Origin of the sequence: Pseudomonas sp. Pseusp97 (assembly GCF_047304025.1) — a bacterium.
Taxonomy (GTDB): Bacteria; Pseudomonadota; Gammaproteobacteria; order Pseudomonadales; family Pseudomonadaceae; genus Pseudomonas.
Genome location: NZ_JBGLYK010000102.1, coordinates 1 through 19,327, shown reverse-complemented (window position 1 = coordinate 19,327; position 19,327 = coordinate 1). Strand labels below are relative to the sequence as shown.

Here is a 19,327-nt window from a genome sequence, read left to right as displayed (position 1 = left end):
GCGCATGCTGCTCGGCTTCGCGGTGGGCGAGGGCTAAGCCTACCAGGGCAACCAGCCCTACGCGTAAATCGGCGCCCTCGACGCCGCCGCCCTCGGCCCGCTGGCCGGGCTGCTCGGCGCGCTGGAAAAAGCCTGCGACCTGCTTGCCCAGGAGGCCGATGCGGCGACCTGGGTGCAGCGCCTGCGCGGCCTGCTGGAAGACTTCTTCCGGGTCACCGACGACCATGACGAACTGCTCCGCCAGCAACTGCTGAACCTGCTCGAAGGCTGGCTGGAAACCTGTGGCCATGCCGGCTTCAGCGACCCGCTGCCGCTCTCGGTGGTGCGCGAGGCCTGGCTAGGCGGCCTGGATGCCGGCGGCCTGAACCAGCGCTTCCTCGCTGGCGCGGTGAGCTTCTGCACGCTGATGCCGATGCGCGCGATTCCCTTCCAGCTGGTCTGCCTGCTGGGGATGAACGACGGCGATTACCCGCGCCCGCAGTCGCCGCTGGACTTCGACCTGATGCGCAACGATTACCGCCCCGGCGACCGCTCACGGCGCGAGGACGACCGCTACCTGTTGCTCGAAGCGCTGCTCTCGGCGCGCCGCCAGCTATACGTCAGCTGGGTGGGGCGAAGCATCCGCGACAACAGCGAGCGGCCGCCGTCCGTACTGATCGGCCAGTTGCGCGACCACCTCGCCGCCGGTTGGCGCAGCGTCGATGGCGGCGACCTGGTGCACGGCCTGACCCTGGAGCACCCGCTGCAACCCTTCAGCCGCGCCTACTTCGAAGCGCCTTCCGGGCAGGGCATCGACGGTCTCTACACCTATGCCCGCGAGTGGCGCGACGTGCATCGCGAGCACGACGGCGAGACCAACGATGCGCCGTTATCGCCGCCCCTGCTCGATGCACCCATCGGCCTGCGCGTGCTCTCGGACTTCCTCGCCAACCCGGTCGGCGCCTTCTTCCTGCAGCGCCTCAAGGTGCGTTTCGGCGAGGAGCAACTGACCGGCCAGGATGAAGAACCCTTCGAGCTGAACGGCCTGGACGTCTGGCAACTGCAGTTCGAACTCTGCGAGCGCCTGCGCCCGTGGGTGGAGCAACACTGGCAGGACGATCAACTGGCCGTGCAACTGAGCGCCCAGGTGCAGCGCCTGCGCCGCGAAGGCCGGCTGCCGCTGGCCGCGTTCGGCGACTTCTCCGCCCAGGCGCTGGTAGCCCCGCTGCACGACCTGCTGACGCGCTACCGCGAGCAGCTGGAGCACTGGACGCAGGTGGAGGATGAACAGCGTGAACTCGACCACCAGCACGCCGGCATCGAATTGGCCGACTGGCTCGGCGGCCTGCGCCGCAACGCTGACGGCCAGCTCGCCAGCCTGCAACTGGTCAGCGGCAAGCTGCACGAAGGCAAGGGCTATAAATGGCATGGACTGGTGCGCCCGTGGGTGCGCCATCTCGCCTTGCAACTGTGCGGCGAACCGGTGACCAGCGTGCTCGTCGGCCTCACCGGCACCCTCGAATTCCCGCCGCTGCCGGCACAGGAAGCGCGCGCCGAACTGGATGCGCTGATGGACGCCTGGTACCAGGGCATGAGCCGCCCGCTGCCGGTCGCCTGCAAGGCGGCGTTCGCCTGGCTGGCCGCCGGAGAGGATGAGGAGCGTGCCGCCCGCGAAGCCGCCAAGCGCTACGACGGCGGCTTCAACCTCAGCGGCGAGGCGGCTTCCTCGGCGGCGCTGGCGCGGGTCTACCCGGACTTCGCTGCGCTCAATGCCAGCGGAGAGTTCGCCGCCTGGGCGCAGAAGCTGTATGGACCGCTGTTCGCGATCCTGCAGCGCAAGGAGGCCGAACAATGAGTGCTGTAGAGCTCAATCCGCTAGAATTCCCGCTGCACGGCAGCCGGCTGATCGAGGCCAGCGCCGGCACCGGCAAGACCTTCACCATCGCCTTGCTCTATGTACGACTGGTCCTCGACCACGGCGGCGAGCAGGCCGCGTTCGGCCGGCCGCTGAGCCCGCCGGAAATCCTCGTGGTGACCTTCACCGAGGCCGCGACCCAGGAGCTGCGCGAGCGCATCCGCGCACGCCTGGGCGAGGCCGCGCACTGCTTCGCCGAGCCCGGCGAAAAACATGACGGCCTGCTGGTGAAGCTGCGCGACAGCTACGCTCCCGAGCGCTGGCCCGGCTGCGCGCGCCTGCTGCGCCTGGCCGCTGAATGGATGGACGAGGCCGCCGTCTCGACCATTCACAGCTGGTGCTACCGCATGCTGCGCGAGCACGCCTTCGACAGCGGCAGCCTGTTCACCCAGGACCTCGCCGCCGACCAGAGCGAGCTGCTCGCCGAAGCCGTGCGCGACTACTGGCGGCGCAACTTCTACCCGTTGGGCGTGGCGGCGGCCAACGCCGTGCGCCATTGCTTCGCCGGCCCGGAAGCGCTGGCCCGCGCCCTGCAACCGCTGCTGGCGGCGCAGGAAGCCGGCTTCCGCTACGCCGACCAGCCGCTGACGGCGCCCGCCTCGCTCAGCGAACTGCTGGAGGCCACCGGCCAGTTCTACGACGATCTCGCCGCCGCCGAAACCCGCGCCCGTGAAGCCTGGGCGGCGGATCGCCAGGGCGTCGCTGAACTGCTGCGCAACCTGCGCGGCGACCTCAACGGCAACAGCTATCGCGGCAAGGATGACGACGCTGTGTTCGCCGGCTGGATCGAAGCGCTGGATACCTGGAGCGAAGGCGCCGACGCGCCGGACAACCTGGCCAGGTTCGGTCAGACGCGGATCAAGGTGAAAGCCAAGGCCGTGGTGCCGGAGCACCCCGCGCTGCAAGCCATCGACGCCTGGGCCGAACGCACCGAGCAGCGCCCGGAAATCGCCCCGCAACTGCTGCTGCACGCCCTGGGCGAAGTGCGGCACAACCTCGAAGTGGAGAAGCAGAAGCGCGCCGAACTGGGCTTCGACGACCTGCTGGTGCGCCTCGATCGCGCCCTGGCCGGCAGCGGCGGCGAGCGCCTGGCCGAGCGTATCCGCGAGCAGTTCCCGGTGGCGCTGATCGATGAGTTCCAGGACACCGACCCGCTGCAGTACCGCATCTTCGAGCGCGTCTACCGCATCTCGGAGAACCCGAGGAACCTCGGTCTGTTCATGATCGGCGACCCCAAGCAGGCGATCTACGCCTTCCGCGGCGCCGACATCCACACCTACCTGCGCGCCCGCGCCGCCACCGCCGGGCGGCACTACACGCTGGGCACCAACTACCGCTCGACCCTGGCCATGGTCAACGCGGCCAACCGCTGTTTCCTCTATGCCGAGGCCCACGGGCGCGGCGCGTTCCGCTTCGCCGTGGAAGGCCAGGAAAACCCCGTGCCCTTCCTCGAAGTGGGGGCCCGCGGCCGTGATGAAACCTTGCTGCTCGAAGGCAGCGAAGCGCCGGCCATGACCTTCTGGCAACTGGATAACGAAGGCCAGGTCTGTGGCTCCACGCTGTACCGCCAGGAGATGGCCGCGCGCAGCGCCAGCGCCATCCAGCGCTGGCTGAGTTCGGCGCAGAGCGGCTTCCGCGATGCCGATGGCCAATGGCGGGCGCTGCGTCCCGCCGACATCGCCATCCTCGTGCGTGGCCGCAGCGAAGCCGAAGCCGTGCGCAGCGAGTTGGCCAAGCGCCGGCTCGCCAGCGTCTACCTGTCCGACCGCGACTCGGTGTTCGACAGCCCCGAAGCCGTCGACCTGCTGCACTGGCTGCGCGCCTGCGCCGACCCCGGCGACGATGGCGTGCTGCGCATCGCCCTGGCCACCCGCAGCCTGGCGCTGGACTGGGCGACCCTGGAGCGGCTGAACCAGGACGAGCGTTTCTGGGAAGACATGGTGCTGCGCTTCCGCGACTACCGCGTGCTCTGGCAACAGCAGGGCGTGCTGCCGATGCTGCGCCGCCTGCTCGCCGACTTCGCCCTGCCGGCGCGCCTGCTGCGCGAAACCGACGGCGAACGCAGCCTGACCAACCTGCTGCACCTGGCCGAATGGCTGCAGCGCGAGGCGGTGGAACTGGACGGCGAGCATGCGCTGCTGCGGGTGCTCGCCGAGCAGCTGGAAAGCCCCTCCAGCGAGGAAATCCTGCGCCTGGAAAGCGACGCCGACCTGATCAAGGTGGTGACCATCCACAAGTCCAAGGGCCTGGAGTACCCGCTGGTGCTGCTGCCCTTCATCTGCACCTGGCGCGAGCTGGACGGCAAGAGCGGTACGCCGCCGAGCTTCCAGTCCGGCGAGTCCCGCGTGGTCGAGCTGGCCCGCGACAAGGAATTGGCCAAGGCGGCTTTCCAGCTGGCCAACGACGAGCGCCTGAGCGAGGACATGCGCCTGCTCTATGTGGCCCTGACCCGTGCGCGCCACGCCGTGTGGCTGGGCATGGCGCCGCTGGTGATGAGCAACAGCAGGAACCCCGAGCTGCACAAGGGCGCCATGGGCTACCTGCTGGGCGGCGGCAATGCGCTGTCCATCGAGGACGTGACAGCGCGCCTGGGCGAGCTGCAGGCCGGCCAGACCATCATTGCCCTGGAACCGGCGCCGGAGATCGGCAGCGAGCAGTTCGTCGGCGTACAGGCCGGCGAACTGGGCGCCGCGCGCGAACCGCGCCGCCGGGTGGCGGAGAAATGGTGGATCGCCAGCTATTCGGCGCTGGCGAACATGACCGCCGTGGGCGCCAGCGAGGACGACAGCGAAATCGCCCCCGTGCCCGCCGCCGACGAACCCATCAGCGCCGATGAGGACCTGCTGCGGGAAAGCAGCCTGGAAGAGCTGCGCGAGCTGGAAGCCGTGCCCGCACCCTTCAGCCTGCACGCCTTCCCGCGGGGCGCGAATCCCGGCAGCTTCCTCCACGGTCTGCTGGAGTGGGCCGCCGACGAGGGGTTCAATGCCGACGAAGACTCACTGCGCGACCAGATCGCCCGACGCTGCGCCGTGCGCGGCTGGGAGGAGTGGATCGAGCCGCTCACCGGCTGGCTGGGCCAATACCTGCGCACGGAATTCCGCGTGCCCGATGCGGCGCCGGTCAGCCTGGCCGGGCTGGCCGCCTTCCAGAAGGAAATGGAGTTCTGGTTCTCCACCCGCAACGTCGACACCCAGCGCCTCGACGCCGCCGTGATCCGCCACACTCTGGGCGGCGTGGCGCGGCCGGCGCTGCAGGCGAACCTGCTCAACGGCATGCTCAAGGGCTTCATCGACCTGGTGTTCGAGCACGAGGGCCGTTATTACGTGGCCGACTACAAGTCCAACTGGCTGGGCGCCGACGACGAGGCGTACACGCAAACGGCGCTGCGCGAGGCATTGCTGGAGCACCGCTACGACCTGCAGTACGCGCTCTACCTGTTCGCCCTGCACCGGCTGTTGCAGGCGCGCCTGCCCGATTACGACTACGACCGCCACGTGGGAGGCGCGATGTACCTGTTCCTGCGCGGCAGTCGCTCGGCAACCCAGGGCATGTACCTGGAGCGGCCGCCGAAGGCGCTGATGAACGAGCTGGACCGCCTGTTCCGCGCGGAGGTGCCGGCATGAGCAGCAGCGCCCAAATGCTCGAACTGATTGGCCGCTGGGCCGAGCGCGGCTGGTTGCGCGAGCTGGACCGCGCCTTCGCGATCTTCCTGGTGGAACGCGCGCCGGACGCCCATCCGCTGCTGATCCTCGCCGCCGCCCTGGCCAGCCACCAGCTCGGCCGCGGGCACGTCTGTCTCGACCTTGAGGCGACCCTCGCCGACAGCCGCTTTGCCCTGTCCCTGCCGCCCGAAGGCGATTCGGCCAAGGACGCCCCCGAGCTGCCCGGCGTGCTGCTGGATGGCTTCGACCTCGATGCCTGGCGCGCCGTGCTCGGCGACCCGCGCCTGGTCGGCGATGGCCCCGGCGACACGCCACTGGTGCTGTCCGGCCGCCGTCTGTACCTGCGCCGCTACTGGCAGTACGAACGAGAGGTGCGCGCCGGTATCGAACAGCGTCTGCAACAGGGCGATGCACTGCGGACTGCGTTGCCTGCGGCGCAGCTGCGCCGGGCGCTGGATGCGCTGTTCCCGAAAAAAGCAGGTGCCCCGGCGGACTGGCAGAAGCTCGCCTGCGCCCTGGTCGCCGGAAACGCCTTCGGCATCGTCACCGGCGGCCCCGGCACCGGCAAGACGACCACCGTGGTGAAGCTGCTGGCCCTGCTGCAAAGCCTGGCGCTGGAGGAGGGCGGGCGAGCGCTGCGCATCCGCCTCGCCGCGCCCACCGGCAAGGCGGCCGCGCGGCTGAACGAATCCATCGCCGGCGCGGTGCAGCGCCTGGATCTTGCCGGGCTGGCCAATGGCGAGGCCGCACGCGAGGCGATCCCGACCGAAGTCACCACGCTGCACCGCCTGCTCGGCAGCCGGCCGGACAGCCGCCAGTTCCGCCACCACGCCGGCAACCCGCTGGCGCTGGAGCTGCTGGTGGTGGACGAAGCCTCGATGGTTGACCTGGAAATGATGGCCTCGCTGCTCGCCGCGCTGCCGCCGCGCGCACGGCTTATCCTGCTGGGCGACAAGGATCAACTGGCCTCGGTGGAAGCCGGCGCGGTGCTCGGCGAGCTGTGTAGCCGCGCCCGTGAAGGCCATTACCGTCCGGCCACCCGCGACTGGCTGGAAGCGGTGACGGGCGAGGCGATCGACCCGGCGCTGCTGGACGCCGCCGGCAGCGATCTCGACCAGGCGGTGGCCATGCTCCGCCACAGCCACCGCTTCAGTGCCGAAAGCGGCATCGGCCAGTTGGCCGAAGCGGTCAACGCCGGCGATATCCCGGCCCTGCGCCAGGTCTGGAAGGCGCAGCACGAAGACCTCGCGCGCATCGCCGTGGACTCCCGGGAGACCCGCAGCCTGCGCGACCTGGTGATCGACGGCGGGCGCGGCGGCGACCTGTTCGGCCCGGTCGGTTACGCCCACTACCTGCGCGTGGTCAGCGCTTCGCGTCCGGCCGACGACGCCGATCAGGCGGCGCTGGATGACTGGGCGCGCAAGGTGCTCGAAGCCCACGGCCAGTTCCAGCTGCTCTGCGCACTGCGTCGCGGGCCCTGGGGTGTGGAAGGGCTGAACCTGCTGATCGGCGAACTGCTGCTGCGCGAGGGGCTGATCCCCTCGGCCCACGGCTGGTTCGCCGGCCGCCCGGTGCTGGTGACCCGCAACGACTACGGCCTGGGCCTGATGAACGGCGACATCGGCATCACCCTGGCGCTACCGCAAGCGGCCGGTGACGGCACGCTGCGCTGGGTGGCGCGCGTGGCCTTCCCGGCAGGCGACGGCAGCGACGCCATCCGCTGGATCCTGCCCAGCCGCCTGCAGGCGGTGGAGACGGTGTTCGCCATGACCGTGCACAAGTCCCAGGGTTCGGAGTTCACCCACGCCGCGCTGCTGCTGCCCGACAGCCTCAACCCCATCCTTACCCGCGAACTGGTCTACACCGGCATCACCCGTGCGCGCCAATGGTTCACCCTGGCCAGCGCCGGACGCGGCTGGCAGGTGCTGGAGGCGGCGACGGAACGGCGGGTGCAGCGGGCGAGCGGGCTGCTGGAGCTTTCCTGATGTGACGAAGAGCACTTGATTGAGTGCTTTTAAAGGTGCTCAATCAAGCGTCTTTGAGTGCCTGGAGAAACCTGTGCCCCATTCCATGCTGGCGGATGTCACCGCTTCCATTACCGAACTGAAAAAGGACCCCATGGGCACCGTGGCTGCCGGCATGGGGCATGCGGTCGCCATCCTCAACCGCAACGAGCCGGTTTTCTATGCCGTGCCTGCCGAAGAGTACGAGCGGATGATGGAGTTGCTTGACGATCTTCAACTTGGCCGGATCGCCGAGCGACGCAAGGATGAACCGACAGTGGAAGTTACCCTCGATGAGCTCCGCGACCTCTGACCCGGTCTACCGTCTGGCCTTCAACCAGTCCGCGCTCAAGGAATGGAAGAAGCTCAAGGGGCCGGTGAAGGAGCAGTTCCTGCGCAAGCTGGAAGAGCGTCTGCACCATCCCCACGTGCCTTCGGCGCGCCTGCACGGGGCCGTGAACCGCTACAAGATCAAGTTGGCAGCCGCTGGCTACCGGCTGGTTTACGAAGTCTTCGATGACAAGGTGGTGGTGCTGGTCATCGCTGTCGGTAAACGCGAGCGCGGGGAGGTTTATACCGCTGCGCGTTCGCGCTGAGCAGGTTGCGCGAATGAACGCGCATTTCGCCACTTTTTAGATTTGTCTGATGTCCGCCTGGCAAGCTTTTCGCCACGCTGGTGGGCATGAAACTCAAGCAATTCCTTCGCCGACAGGACTCCTCCTTTTCCACCCCGAAGGCGGCGCGAAAGCTCCTTCGTCTGCTGGCCTGGCTGGTGATCGCCTGCCTGTTCTTCACCTTGAGCCTGTTCCTCGCCGCGAGCTTCAACAGCGAAGTGTCGCAACTGCGCCGGCAGATGAATGCCGCCATGTACGAGGCCCAGAACTACCTGGGCCAGCGCGAGTCGCTGCTGGAGCACATCAGCCGCGGCGTGACCTGGAAAGCCCGCGAGCCGCTCCTGCACTGGCGCCAGTTGAGCGCCCCGGTGCCGCCCCATGAGCCGGTCTATGTCACCCTCGGCGAGCCGGACTCCAGCTGGAGCCTGGCGCTTTCCGGGGGCGACCTTGCGGAAATGGAAGCCAAGCGCCTGAACCTGATCTATGTCTCGCCCGCGCCGGAGCGCTTCGTCACCCGCCTGTATGGGGCGCCAGCCCTCAACGCCGTGGTACCGCCCTCGGTGCTCGAAGCGCTGGGGCATCCCGGCACGGCGACGGAGGAGAGCCGGGTGCGCTGGCTGGCCGACCCGACCGACCCGCAGGCGCGGCAGTACCTGTTCGCCCGCGTGACCAGCGAGCAGGACAACGGCTGGCTCGGGCTGGAGATGTTCGGCGCCGATCTCTCGGCGGCGTTCGGCGCCCCCGAGGCCGGGCGCTTCCTGCTGCTCGACCGCGACCACCGGACCATCCTCGGCAGCGCGGTCAGCCCGCAACTGGGCCTGCAATTCAGCGACCTGTGGGAAGGCGACCACTTCGCCTTCAGCGGCCCTGGCCTGATTCCCAGCCACCTGGCGCTGCTCAAGCACCTGGGCAGCTCCGACTGGTCGCTCATCTACTACTTCAACCTGTACGACCTGCTGTTGCCGATCTGGCCCAGGCTGCTCGCCGCGCTGGCCTTCCTGCTGGGCTGTTCGCTGCTGGTCTGGGCGATGTGCCGGCGCATCAACCGCCGCCTGATCGGCCCGGCGCAGCATCGTCTCAACGCGCTGGTGGAGAACGAGGGGTTCCACCGCGCGATGATCCAGACCGCGCCGGTAGCGCTGTGCGTACTGCGGCGCAGCGACGCCGAGGTGATGTTGGAGAACCGCCTCGCCCAGCAATGGCTGGGCAGCGGCGACGAACGTCGCTACTGGACCTACGGCTGGCTCGAGCGCGGCTTCAGCAGCGGCGAGGCCGGCGGCTCGGAGGAAGTCGAAACCCATACCGGCCGGCACCTTTACCTGAGCTACACGCCGACCCGCTACAAGGGCGAGGAAGTGCTGTGCTGCGCCTTCAGCGACATCAGCGCGCGCAAGCAGACCGAAGCCGCACTGGCCGAAGCCAAGCGCCTGTCCGATACCGCCAACGAGGCCAAGACGCTGTTCCTGGCGACCATGAGCCATGAAATCCGCACGCCGCTCTACGGTGTGCTCGGCACCCTGGAACTGCTTGGCCGCACCGTGCTCGACCACCAGCAGTCCGGCTACCTGCGCGCCATCCAGCGCTCGTCCTCGACGCTGCTGCAATTGATCAGCGACGTGCTCGACGTGTCCAAGATCGAGGTCGGCCAGTTGGGCCTGGAACCGGTGGAGTTCTCGCCGCTGGAACTTACCCTCGACAGTATCCAGTCCTACGCTGCCGCCGCCCGCGCCAAGGGCCTGCAGATCTATGCCTGCTGCGATTGCCTGATGCCCGAGCGGGTGCTGGGCGACGCCACGCGCATCCGCCAGATCCTCAACAACCTGCTGAGCAATGCGGTGAAGTTCACCGACAGCGGACGCATCGTGCTGCGGGTCCGTTCGGAGCCAGGCGATGGCTGGCATGACACGCTGCACTGGCAGGTCGCCGACACCGGCATCGGCATTCCCGCGGACCAGCAGGAGCAGCTCTTCGATGCCTTCTACCAGGTTTCCGGCAACGCGCGCATGGCGGGCGGAACCGGCCTGGGCCTGTCGATCTGCAAGCGGCTCACCGAGCTGATGGGCGGGCAGCTGCGGGTGGTCAGCGACGTCGGCCTGGGCAGCAGCTTCTCCCTCAGCCTGACGTTGCCCTGCGTGGATCGTCACTCCTCCAGCGACCCCCGGTTGTGCAATTCCATGGTGTGGGTGCATGCGCCGACGCGCGAGCTGGCCGAGAGCCTCTGCGGCTGGATCACCCGCTGGGGCGCGCGTGCCCAGGTGGTGGCTGCCGACCAGCCCGTCGAGGAGGATGCCTCCAGCGTGCTGGTGGACCTGCGCTTCAATCCCCATGACCGCAAGCCATTGCCCGCCTGGCGCGGCTGCCGGGTGCTGGTGACCGACCTGGGCGGCGAGCAGCCGCGCCAGGAGGGCTGCGACTGGCACGTGGGCCGCTACAACCTCGAAGGGCTGCGCCAGCGGAGAGGCGGCGCGCCTGGCGGATACGCTGCCCGACATCGGCCTCGGCCTGCGCGTACTGCTGGTGGAGGACAACCCGATCAACCAGTTGATCCTGCGCGACCAGCTGGAAACCCTCGGCTGCATCGTCGAGCTCGCCACCGATGGCCGGCAGGCGCTCACGCGCTGGCAGCCGGACGCCTTCGACGCGGTGCTCACCGACGTCAACATGCCGCATCTCAATGGCTACGAACTGGCCCGCGCGCTGCGCCAGCGCGGCTATCGCGGGCCGATCATCGGCGCGACCGCCAACGCCATGCATGAGGAAAACGATCGTTGCCTCGCCGCTGGCATGAATCGCTGCCTGCTCAAGCCGGTGGACCTGCGCACCCTGCGCCAATGCCTGACCAGCCTGCCCGCGGAGGTGCCGCCATGCGACATCAGCGAATCCTGATCGTCGAAGACCAGCCTTTCCAGCGCGAGTACCTGCTCAACCTGTTCCGCGAGCAGGGCGTCATGCAGCTGCGCGCCGCGGAAGACGGCGCCGAGGCGCTGCGCTGGCTGGCGCAGGAACGTTTCGACCTGGTGGTCAGCGACCTGATGATGCCCGGCCTGGATGGCGTGCAGCTGATCCAGCGGCTGGCCACGCTGAGCCAGCCGCCACTGCTGGCGATCATGAGTTCTGCGTCGCGTCCGCTGATGGGCAGCGCCTGCATGGTGGCCCGGGCCCATGGCATCACCGTGCTGGAACAGATCGCCAAGCCGGCCCGCGCGCCGGTGATCCGCCGCCTGCTGGAGAAGCTTGTCTCTCACCAGGAGCGCGAGGAGCTGCGGCACGGGCCGGCGATTCCCGCGCCCACCCGCGAGGAGCTGGAGCAGGCCCTGGCGCAGCGGCAGTTCTGCGCCTGGTTCCAGCCCAAGGCTTCGCTGATCGATGGGCGCATCGTCGCGGCGGAGGCGCTGGTGCGCTGGGAACACCCTCGCCATGGGGTGTTGCTGCCGGGAAGTTTCATGGCCGCGCTGACGGCTGCGGGGCTGGATGAGGAGTTGCTCTGGGCGGTGCTCGAGCAGGCGCTGCAGGCGCAATCCGACTGGGGCGGGCTGGGATTCCACCTGTCGGTGGCGGTCAACCTGCCCACCCACCTGCTGGACGATCCCGAGCTGCCGGACCGTCTCGCCGCCTTCGTCGCTGCCCGTGGCGGGGTGCCGGCGCACATCGTGTTCGAGCTGCTCGAATGCAGCACCACGGCGACCCCGGCCAACTACTACGCCGGCACCTGCCGCCTGCGCATGAAAGGCTTTGGCCTGGCGCAGGACGATTTCGGCCAGGGCTACAGCTCGCTGTACAACCTCGTCTCGACGCCCTTCACGGAACTGAAGATCGACCGCGCGCTGGTGCATGGTTGCGTGGACGACGAGGGCCTTGCCGCGGCGCTGGAGAGCATCGTCAAGCTGGGCCGGCAACTGGGGCTGGAGGTGATAGCCGAAGGGGTCGAGCACCCGGACGAGCTGGCCCTGCTGCGCCGGCTGCGTTGCGACTGCGCCCAGGGCTACCTGTTCTCCGAGGCCGTGCCGCCCGCGGTATTCACCCGCCAGTTGCTCCAGGAGCGTTCCGCCATGGCTCATTGATCCACGGCAGACACATCGCGGATGCGTGGGCGATCGTCGGCCTCCCGGGGGCTGGCGGGTCGCCTTATCGCGTACTCACATCTACAGTCTGCTGGTATCCGGCGGGCCCTCCGCCGCCACTTTCCCGCGACACCGGATGCTTTGCATGAAGGAACATGACCACGGCTCGATTCGTAAACTGGCCAGCACTTCGCTGCGCCTGAACGTCGTCCTGCTGTGCGCGGTTTCCCTCGCCCTGATGCTGGTGGGCGCGTGCTACTGGGCGCTGGGGCGGGTGGTGCAGGAAGAGCGCGACAAGGTGCACTTCCATTTCAGCCGGCTGGTGGGGGATATCCACGAACACGAGGCCTTCCTCAACCGCATCGCCCTGCAGAGCGACGAGTCCACCCAGCGCCAGGACCTCGACGTGATCCCGCTGCAGCGGCGCCTGCTGATCCGCGAGAACGGCATGGAGATCCACGAGGGGCGGGAATTCTCCTTCGCCATGTCCTTCACCCTCGCGCATCAGGTGCGCCATGTCGATCCTCAGGAACGGCCGGGCACCTTCTCCTTCGGGGTGATGCTGGCGAATTTCTACAGCAGCTACTGGAGTGCCTCGTCCTTCCCCTCGCCCCAGGTGATGGTGCTTGACCTGCACGGGCCCACCAGCATTGCGGTGCCCTCCATCGGCAACTTCCGCGGGCAGCGGCCGCTGACGCGGGGCAACTACCTGGCGGTGATCGAGAGCGTGCGCGAGGCACTGGAAGCACGTTCGCCCAAGCGCAGCGACACCCAGGTGCACTGGGCCCAGGCGCAGCCCTATACCGGTGGCGAGAACCGCGAGCTGCTGGCTTATGTCAGCCTCGACCTGCCCGACGCGCTGTGGTGGGAGTCGGACCTGGACCGCCGCGTGGTGGCGGTGTCGCTGCTGGACCTGGGACGCATCAACGACCTCGAGCAGGTGCTCGACCGTCCGGTGTTCGACGAGCTGGAACTGGTCTCGCCGGGCGGCCAGGTGCTGATCGACTTCCCCGGCGGCGAGAAGGACTACCAGGACGGCCTGAATTTCAGCGGCGACGGCCTGGTGTTCAAGGTCCGCAGCGAGTTCAACGGCGGCTGGACCGCCCTCTACCGCCTGAGCTACGCCAGCTTCTTCCGCTATGCCAAGTGGCAGTTCCTCGGCGGCCTGGCGCTGATCCTCGGCAGCCTGGCCGGCGGCTGGTTCGCCATCCGCTGGTACTCGCGGCGGGTGATCAGGCCGGCGCGCCGCGCGCACCTGGAGATAGTCGAGAGCGACGCCTTCAGCCGTGCGGTGATCCAGACCGCGCCGGTCGCCCTGTGCGTGCTGCGCCACGGCAGCCACCAGGTGGTGATGCAGAACCGCCTGGCCGAGCAGTGGCTGGGCGACGCCGAAGCCATCACGCGCATCAGCCGCGACTGGGACCTGAGCGGCAGGATCGGCGGAGGCGATGGCGAGCTGGTCTTCGAAGTGGAAGGACGTGCCTTGCACGCCAGCTTCGCGCCGACCCGCTACCGCGGCGAGAACGTGGTGCTCTGCGCTTTCAACGACATCAGTGCGCACAAGCAGGCGCAGCAGATGCTGGCCGACGCCAAGCTGTCGGCGGATGCCGCCAGCGAGGCGAAATCGGTGTTCCTCGCCACCATGAGCCACGAAATCCGCACGCCGCTCTATGGCGTGCTGGGCACGCTGGAGCTGCTCGGGCTGACCGAGCTGACCCTGCAGCAGCGCGACTACCTGTCGACCATCCAGCGCTCGTCATCGACCCTGCTGCAATTGATCAGCGACATCCTCGACGTGTCCAAGATCGAGGCCGGGCAGATGGCGCTGGAGGCGGTGGAGTTCAACCCGCTGGAGCTGGCCGAGGACGCGGTCGCCGGCGATGCCGGCGTGGCCGAGGGCAAGGAGCTGCAGCTCTACGCCTGCATCGACTCGAACGTCCCCGGCCTGGTGCGTGGCGATGCCGCTCGCATCCGGCAGATTCTCGCCAACCTGCTGAGCAACGCGCTGAAGTTCACCGACATCGGCCGCGTGGTGCTGCGCTTGCGCGTGGTGATCGGCGAGCAGGGCGAGACGGCGCTGCAATGGCAGGTCACCGATACCGGCATCGGCATGTCCGACGCCCAGCAGCAGCGTCTCTTCGAGCCTTTCTACCAGGCCCACGGCCATGAGCATACGGTCAGCGGAACCGGCCTGGGCCTGTCGATCTGCGCGCGGTTGAGCCAGCTCATGGGAGGGCGGTTGCGCGTGGTGAGCGAAACCGGGCTGGGCAGCAGCTTCACCTTCACCCTGGCGCTTCCGCTGCTGGAGCGTGCCCAACCGCTGGCCGAGGGCAAGCCGTTGCTGCCGCAGCCGGTCTACGTGCGCGCGCCGGTGAAGGAGCTGGCGCAGAGCCTGGCCGACTGGATCGATTGCTGGGGCGGCTCGGCGCTGGTCCAGGATGAACTGCCGCCGGACGTTCCGCCCGGTGCGGTACTGCTGGAACTGCTCGAAGCCGCTGGCGAGCCGCAGTGGAGCGGTCCGCGGGTGCGTGCGCTGACCGACGGCGGGGTGCAGCCGCAGGCTTCCGCGCTGGGCTGGGAGGTCAGCCTCTACCACCTCGCCGGCATCGCCCAGGCGCTGCGCCTGGCGCAGCAGGGCGGAAGCAGCGAGGCGCGCCAGGCACCCCGTGTAGCCCGGCTGGGCAAGCTTGGCCTGCGAGTACTGGTGGCCGAGGACAACCCCATCAACCAGGCGTTGCTCAAGGAGCAGCTGGAGGAGCTGGGCTGCCGCGTCACCCTTACCAGCAATGGCCGCGAAGCGCTGCAACGTTGGGCTCCCGGTGCTTTCGATGCGCTGCTGACCGATGTGAACATGCCCGTGATGAACGGCTACGAACTGGTGGGCGAAGTACGCCGCCACGACAGCTGGCTGCCGATCATCGGCGTCACCGCCAACGCCCTGCGCGAGGAAGGCGAGCGCTGCATGGCGGTGGGCATGAACGCCTGGCTGGTAAAGCCGATGAGCCTGCGCACGCTGCACGACGGATTGCTCAAGGTCTGCGGCCACGCGGCGGCGGAAGCGCCGGAACACGAAGCGCAGCCCGAAGCGCCGACGCAGGACCGCCTGCAGGTTTCCGAGAAGATGCGCGAGCTGTTCCTGCGCACCATGCGCCAGGATATGCAGGGCGTGACGGATGCCCTGCGGGACGGCGACCTTCCCACCGTCCGCCAGCAGGTGCATCGTCTGCGTGGAGCGCTTGCGGTGGTGCAGGCCCATGGCCTCAGCGATGCCTGCGGCGCGGTGGAGGAGGCGCTGATCGCGCAGCCCGCCGGGCCGGAACTGTCCGCGGCGGTGACCGCGCTGCTGGGAAGGATCGAGGCGGCCCTCGCCAGCCTCTGAGAGCCTGTCCGGTCAGCGGAGCTATTCTGGAATAAATCATGGCCGTGCCCCCCTGTGGCGGGCCGGCGAACGCAAACGTTGGGACTCAAGAAAACTCATGGAAAAAGTCAGAGTGGCACTAGCGGACGACCATCCCATCGTCCTGATGGGAGTCCGCGAGGTGATCGAGCGGGACGATCGCTTCGAGGTAGTCGGCGAGGCGCACAGCTCCAGCGAGCTGGTGGCGCTGTACCGCGAGCTGCGGCCGGCCATCGTCATCACCGACTACAACATGCCGGGGGACCAGACCTATGGTGACGGCCTCAAGTTGATCGAGTACCTGCTGCGCAACTTCCCCGACACCCGCATCCTGATCCTCACCATGCTGTCCAACCCGCTGATCCTCTCCAGCCTCTACGACCTGGGCGTGTCGGGGGTGGTGCTGAAGAACGGCGACCTCAATGAGATCCTGGTGGCGCTCAAGGCGCTGTCCCAGGACCGCATCTACCGCGGGCCGGGCATGCAATCGGCGAGCAGCGTGCTGGCCAGCGGGGATGATGTGGAAGGGCGCATCGCCAGCCTGTCGGTGAAGGAGTACGAGGTGCTGCGCCACTTCGTCTCGGGGATGAGCGTGCGCGACATCGCGCTGCTGCTCAACCGCAGTGTGAAGACCGTGAGTGCGCAGAAGATTTCCGCCATGCGCAAGCTGGACGTGGATACCGACCAGGCGCTGCTGACGTTCTGCGTGATGGCGAATCTGTTTCAGTAGGGTCGCAGTGAGGGGCGGGCCAAGGTCTACTGCGTTGGCCTAGGTGGTTCTGCGTCGCTTCGGTGTGCGCACGGACTCTGTGTTTCGCCCCCTCGGGCGAGTCACTTCTTCCAAACGCCGAAGAAGTAACCAAGAAGGCTTGCCCCGGACATCCGGTTTTTCGCCTAGGCGAAAAATTCCCACGTTGAAGCGGAGTTTCAGGGGCACGCGTTGACGGACCATCCCTGGCCCGACAACGCTCTCGCGACATCCATGTCGCTCAACCCCCGAAACTCCGCTTCAACGAGGCCTCCTGAACGGGGCATTCGGCGCGCGCGGATGTTTCTCTGGAAATCTTCAAGAGCCAGAGCCACAGCCAGAACCGGATCACAATGGCTCTTCGTAGGAGCGAGCTTGCTCGCGAACCGCCCAACACCGAACTCCCCCTGAAGCCTGAACGATCAGCGCAGAACCGCCGTGCCCTGCTGGCTGTTCCCGCCATCATCGATCCACAGGTAACGCACCTCGCCACCGCTCGTCGGCAGGGCCTGGGTTGGCGTGAGCATGCGCTGCGAAAACGGCGGCAGCAGCTCGCCCGGCAGCGGCGAGCCGGCGTTGCCCTGGCGCACTTCGGCGCCGGCCAGGGTGATGAAGTAGGCGGTGGGGTTCTCCACCTGCAGCGCATTGCCGGCCCTGCGGAACAGCAGTCTGCGCGGAGCCTCTTCAGCATCCTTCGCCAGCACGCGCGGGCGGTAGATGACCTTCATCTGCGTGCGCAGGGTAACGGTCAGGCGCGTTTGCCCTTCGCCCAATGGCTCGTCGGATTGGGGCGGAATCTCGTAGAGGTTCAGCCAGTACAGCGACTCGCGGTCCTTCGGCAGCGCATCGCCTGTGTAGAGCAGGCGCAGGCTGCGCATCTGGCCGGGATTCAGGCGGAATACCGGGGGCAGCGGCATGATCGGTGCCTGCGCGGTTTGCGGCGCGGCGTCGAGGTCGCCGTCGTCGATCCAGGTCTGCACGATAACCGGGTAGCTGTTCTGGTTCACCAGCGCCAGGGAAGCCTCGCGCTTGCCTTCGTCGAAGATTACCCGCGTGCGCTCGGCGGTGACGCCGGCATGCACCTCTGCTGCGGCCAGCAACGTCAGGCCCAGCAGGGCGGCGCGCAGCCGCTTACTGCACACGGATCACCACCTGCGCGGTGGCTTCCACGCGGCCAGGGGTGACGGTGGGCATGCTGCCGAGGCTGAGTTTTTCCAGGCGCGCGCGGAACGTCTCGCTGTACTGCGAGATGCCGCTGACCTCGCCGGTCTTGTTCGAGGCGTTGCCGATCACCGGGTACCAGCCGCGCGCTTCGGCGTTGCTGCCGTTGGCGGAATCCTCGTTGGCCAGCAGGTTCATCGCGCTGCCGTTGCGCAGCAGGCGGATACCCACGCCCTGGGCCATTCCGGGCTGGCCATAGCGGTCGGAGACCAGGTAGGACAGCCCGCCGTTGGCATTCACCAGGCCCAGGCCGGAGGAAGCCGCCAGCGCTCCGGCCGAGACCTTGATGCCCAGGGCGGTACCGCTGGTGCCGGTTTGGCTGGTGCTGGGGGTGGTGCTGCTGAGCACGCCGCTCTGGCACTTGAAGTCGACCTGGAACGGCATCTCGCGGCTGGCACCGGAATTGATCTCACCGATGGAGATCGACGGGAATACCACGTGCGGCGTGACGTTGGTGACGGCGCAGGTCGGGTAGCGCTTGAGCGTGACGTCGCCGTACAGGCCGATGGAGGCGGGCCAGTTGCCGTACCAACCGGAGTAGTTTGAATAGTGGGTTTCACCGACCCTGGGGTAGGACAATCCCGGCCCTTTGATGGCGATATAGCCGGCGGGCTGGGTGCGGCCATACAGCTGCGACTTGGTGGTCGGTGAATAGCCCTGAGTGGATTCCAGCGGCGCACTGAAGAGCTCGGCGCGGACCGCGCTGAGGTTCTTCGCCTTGACCAGCTGGAACCCGCGCGAATCGACGTCCAGCCCGCTGAGCAGGCGTTCGCGCCAGACGTCGGTGAAGTACTGGCCGGTCTCCACATGGGTCAGGCGCAGCAGCACGTTGGGCCAGGCAGTACGGTAAGCGGCCTGCAGTCCGATCGAGTTGCCCACGGCGTCACCACCGTTGTAGTAGCCGCTATAGAGGTCGTCGGCGTTGGTGGAGAACATTTCGTAGACTTCGTCCCCCGCTGTGCAGCGGAAGAACACCTTCTCCGGGTCATACCCGGCAGAGTTTCCGTACTGCGTGAGCGGTGCGACTGAACTGGCTATCAGGGTGCCGTCGGGCTGGAAGCTGGAGTCGCTGACGTTGATTACCGACGGCAGGCCGAGGGAGCCATTGCTGTTGTCGAGGGAGCCGGACCAGGCGCCAGCGCTACCTTCGCCGGGGCGGATCGCCGTATTGGAGGTGGTGGTGGCGCTGCCGACGCTGGTGACCTTGTAGCAGGTGGCCCAGGCGCTCGGCGCGAGCAGCAGGGCGAGCAGCGGCAGGCTGCGCAGGACAGGGTTCATGAAGCCTCCGGTAGACAGGTTGCCTGCAGGCGCACCAGCACCTGGTCGGTGTCGGCGCCTTTCAGGTCATAGGGCAGCAGGCAGCTGTCCTCCGCCCGCTCGCCCCATTGCACGCGCAGCCGGCCCTTGTCGCCCTCGGCGCGGGCATAGACCTGCCCGCCCTGGCCGACCATGCCGATGTTCACGCCCTTGCCGTCGAGCACGTCGGCGCCCAGCGGCAGCGGCTGGCCATCGGGCAACCTGGCCTGGATCAGCAGCGGGTGGCCGGTGAGGGTCTTGAACTCGACCCGCACGGCAGCGCCGGCGTAGGGCGCGATCTTGCGTTCGGTTTCCACCAGCTCGGCGTTTTCGTCGATGCCTTGCGGGTCGAGGCCGATGGGGTTGTAGCGGTAGGGCGAAAGCGACGGCACCACGGCATAGCCGTTGCCGTCCACCCGCGCGCCCTGGCC

General features: G+C 68.0%; 11 protein-coding genes and 2 pseudogenes. 10 read left to right on the top strand and 3 right to left on the bottom strand.

Features of this window, described 5'->3' with window-relative positions; all coding sequences use genetic code 11:
* From ACCC94_RS17315 to ACCC94_RS17270, 10 genes and pseudogenes are all read left to right on the top strand, one after another.
* Window positions 1-1,834: pseudogene (locus ACCC94_RS17315) on the top strand (exodeoxyribonuclease V subunit gamma); the annotation flags it as partial.
* A complete protein-coding gene (recB, locus tag ACCC94_RS17310; protein ID WP_413350697.1) occupies window positions 1,831-5,517 on the top strand; it encodes an exodeoxyribonuclease V subunit beta in 3,687 nt (1,228 codons plus the stop codon). The pseudogene ACCC94_RS17315 and the gene recB, both read left to right, overlap by 4 nt.
* Entirely contained in the window at window positions 5,514-7,541 is a 2,028-nt protein-coding gene (gene recD / locus ACCC94_RS17305) for an exodeoxyribonuclease V subunit alpha (protein WP_413350696.1), read from the top strand. Before recB ends, recD begins: the two co-directional genes overlap by 4 nt.
* 73 nt (window positions 7,542-7,614) lie before the next feature.
* The gene (locus ACCC94_RS17300; protein ID WP_413350695.1) at window positions 7,615-7,872 is read left to right on the top strand and encodes a type II toxin-antitoxin system Phd/YefM family antitoxin; all 258 of its coding nucleotides are present in this window, start codon (window positions 7,615-7,617) and stop codon (window positions 7,870-7,872) included.
* A complete protein-coding gene (locus tag ACCC94_RS17295; protein ID WP_413350694.1) occupies window positions 7,853-8,155 on the top strand; it encodes a type II toxin-antitoxin system RelE family toxin in 303 nt (100 codons plus the stop codon). The genes ACCC94_RS17300 and ACCC94_RS17295 overlap by 20 nt, the downstream gene beginning before the upstream one ends.
* A gap of 86 nt (window positions 8,156-8,241) precedes the next feature.
* Window positions 8,242-10,239, top strand: a pseudogene (locus ACCC94_RS17290) (ATP-binding protein); the annotation flags it as partial.
* A 451-nt stretch (window positions 10,240-10,690) separates the two neighbouring features.
* Window positions 10,691-11,059 carry a response regulator gene (locus tag ACCC94_RS17285; protein ID WP_413350693.1) on the top strand — a complete coding sequence of 123 codons (369 nt, stop codon included), beginning with the start codon at window positions 10,691-10,693 and terminating at the stop codon, window positions 11,057-11,059.
* Window positions 11,038-12,234, top strand: coding sequence for an EAL domain-containing protein (locus ACCC94_RS17280; protein ID WP_413350692.1), 1,197 nt, complete (start codon window positions 11,038-11,040; stop codon window positions 12,232-12,234). Before ACCC94_RS17285 ends, ACCC94_RS17280 begins: the two co-directional genes overlap by 22 nt.
* 145 nt (window positions 12,235-12,379) lie before the next feature.
* Complete coding sequence (locus ACCC94_RS17275) at window positions 12,380-15,613, top strand: ATP-binding protein (RefSeq protein WP_413350691.1); 3,234 nt, start codon at window positions 12,380-12,382, stop codon at window positions 15,611-15,613.
* Window positions 15,614-15,710: 97 nt separating this feature from the next.
* Window positions 15,711-16,361 (top strand): response regulator, encoded by a 651-nt coding sequence (locus tag ACCC94_RS17270; RefSeq protein WP_413350690.1) that lies wholly within the window; start codon window positions 15,711-15,713, stop codon window positions 16,359-16,361.
* A gap of 440 nt (window positions 16,362-16,801) precedes the next feature.
* On the opposite strand, the gene ACCC94_RS17265 is transcribed toward ACCC94_RS17270, so the two are convergent.
* From ACCC94_RS17265 to ACCC94_RS17255, 3 genes are all read right to left on the bottom strand, one after another.
* A complete protein-coding gene (locus ACCC94_RS17265) occupies window positions 16,802-17,521 on the bottom strand; it encodes a molecular chaperone (protein WP_413350689.1) in 720 nt (239 codons plus the stop codon).
* Complete coding sequence (locus ACCC94_RS17260; RefSeq protein WP_413350688.1) at window positions 17,511-18,878, bottom strand: fimbrial protein; 1,368 nt, start codon at window positions 18,876-18,878, stop codon at window positions 17,511-17,513. The genes ACCC94_RS17265 and ACCC94_RS17260 overlap by 11 nt, the downstream gene beginning before the upstream one ends.
* A partial coding sequence (locus tag ACCC94_RS17255; protein WP_413350687.1) for a FimD/PapC C-terminal domain-containing protein occupies window positions 18,875-19,327 on the bottom strand: 453 nt, incomplete at its 5' end. The genes ACCC94_RS17260 and ACCC94_RS17255, both read right to left, overlap by 4 nt.

Excerpts from the sequence above, each read along its gene's own strand:
- recB (WP_413350697.1), top strand. The coding sequence starts at position 1,831 with ATGAGTGCTGTAGAGCTCAATCCGCTAGAATTCCCGCTGCACGGCAGC.
- recD (WP_413350696.1), top strand. The coding sequence starts at position 5,514 with ATGAGCAGCAGCGCCCAAATGCTCGAACTGATTGGCCGCTGGGCCGAG.
- ACCC94_RS17295 (WP_413350694.1), top strand. The coding sequence starts at position 7,853 with ATGAGCTCCGCGACCTCTGACCCGGTCTACCGTCTGGCCTTCAACCAG.
- ACCC94_RS17280 (WP_413350692.1), top strand. The coding sequence starts at position 11,038 with ATGCGACATCAGCGAATCCTGATCGTCGAAGACCAGCCTTTCCAGCGC.
- ACCC94_RS17275 (WP_413350691.1), top strand. The coding sequence starts at position 12,380 with ATGAAGGAACATGACCACGGCTCGATTCGTAAACTGGCCAGCACTTCG.
- ACCC94_RS17270 (WP_413350690.1), top strand. The coding sequence starts at position 15,711 with ATGGAAAAAGTCAGAGTGGCACTAGCGGACGACCATCCCATCGTCCTG.
- ACCC94_RS17260 (WP_413350688.1), bottom strand. The coding sequence starts at position 18,878 with ATGAACCCTGTCCTGCGCAGCCTGCCGCTGCTCGCCCTGCTGCTCGCG.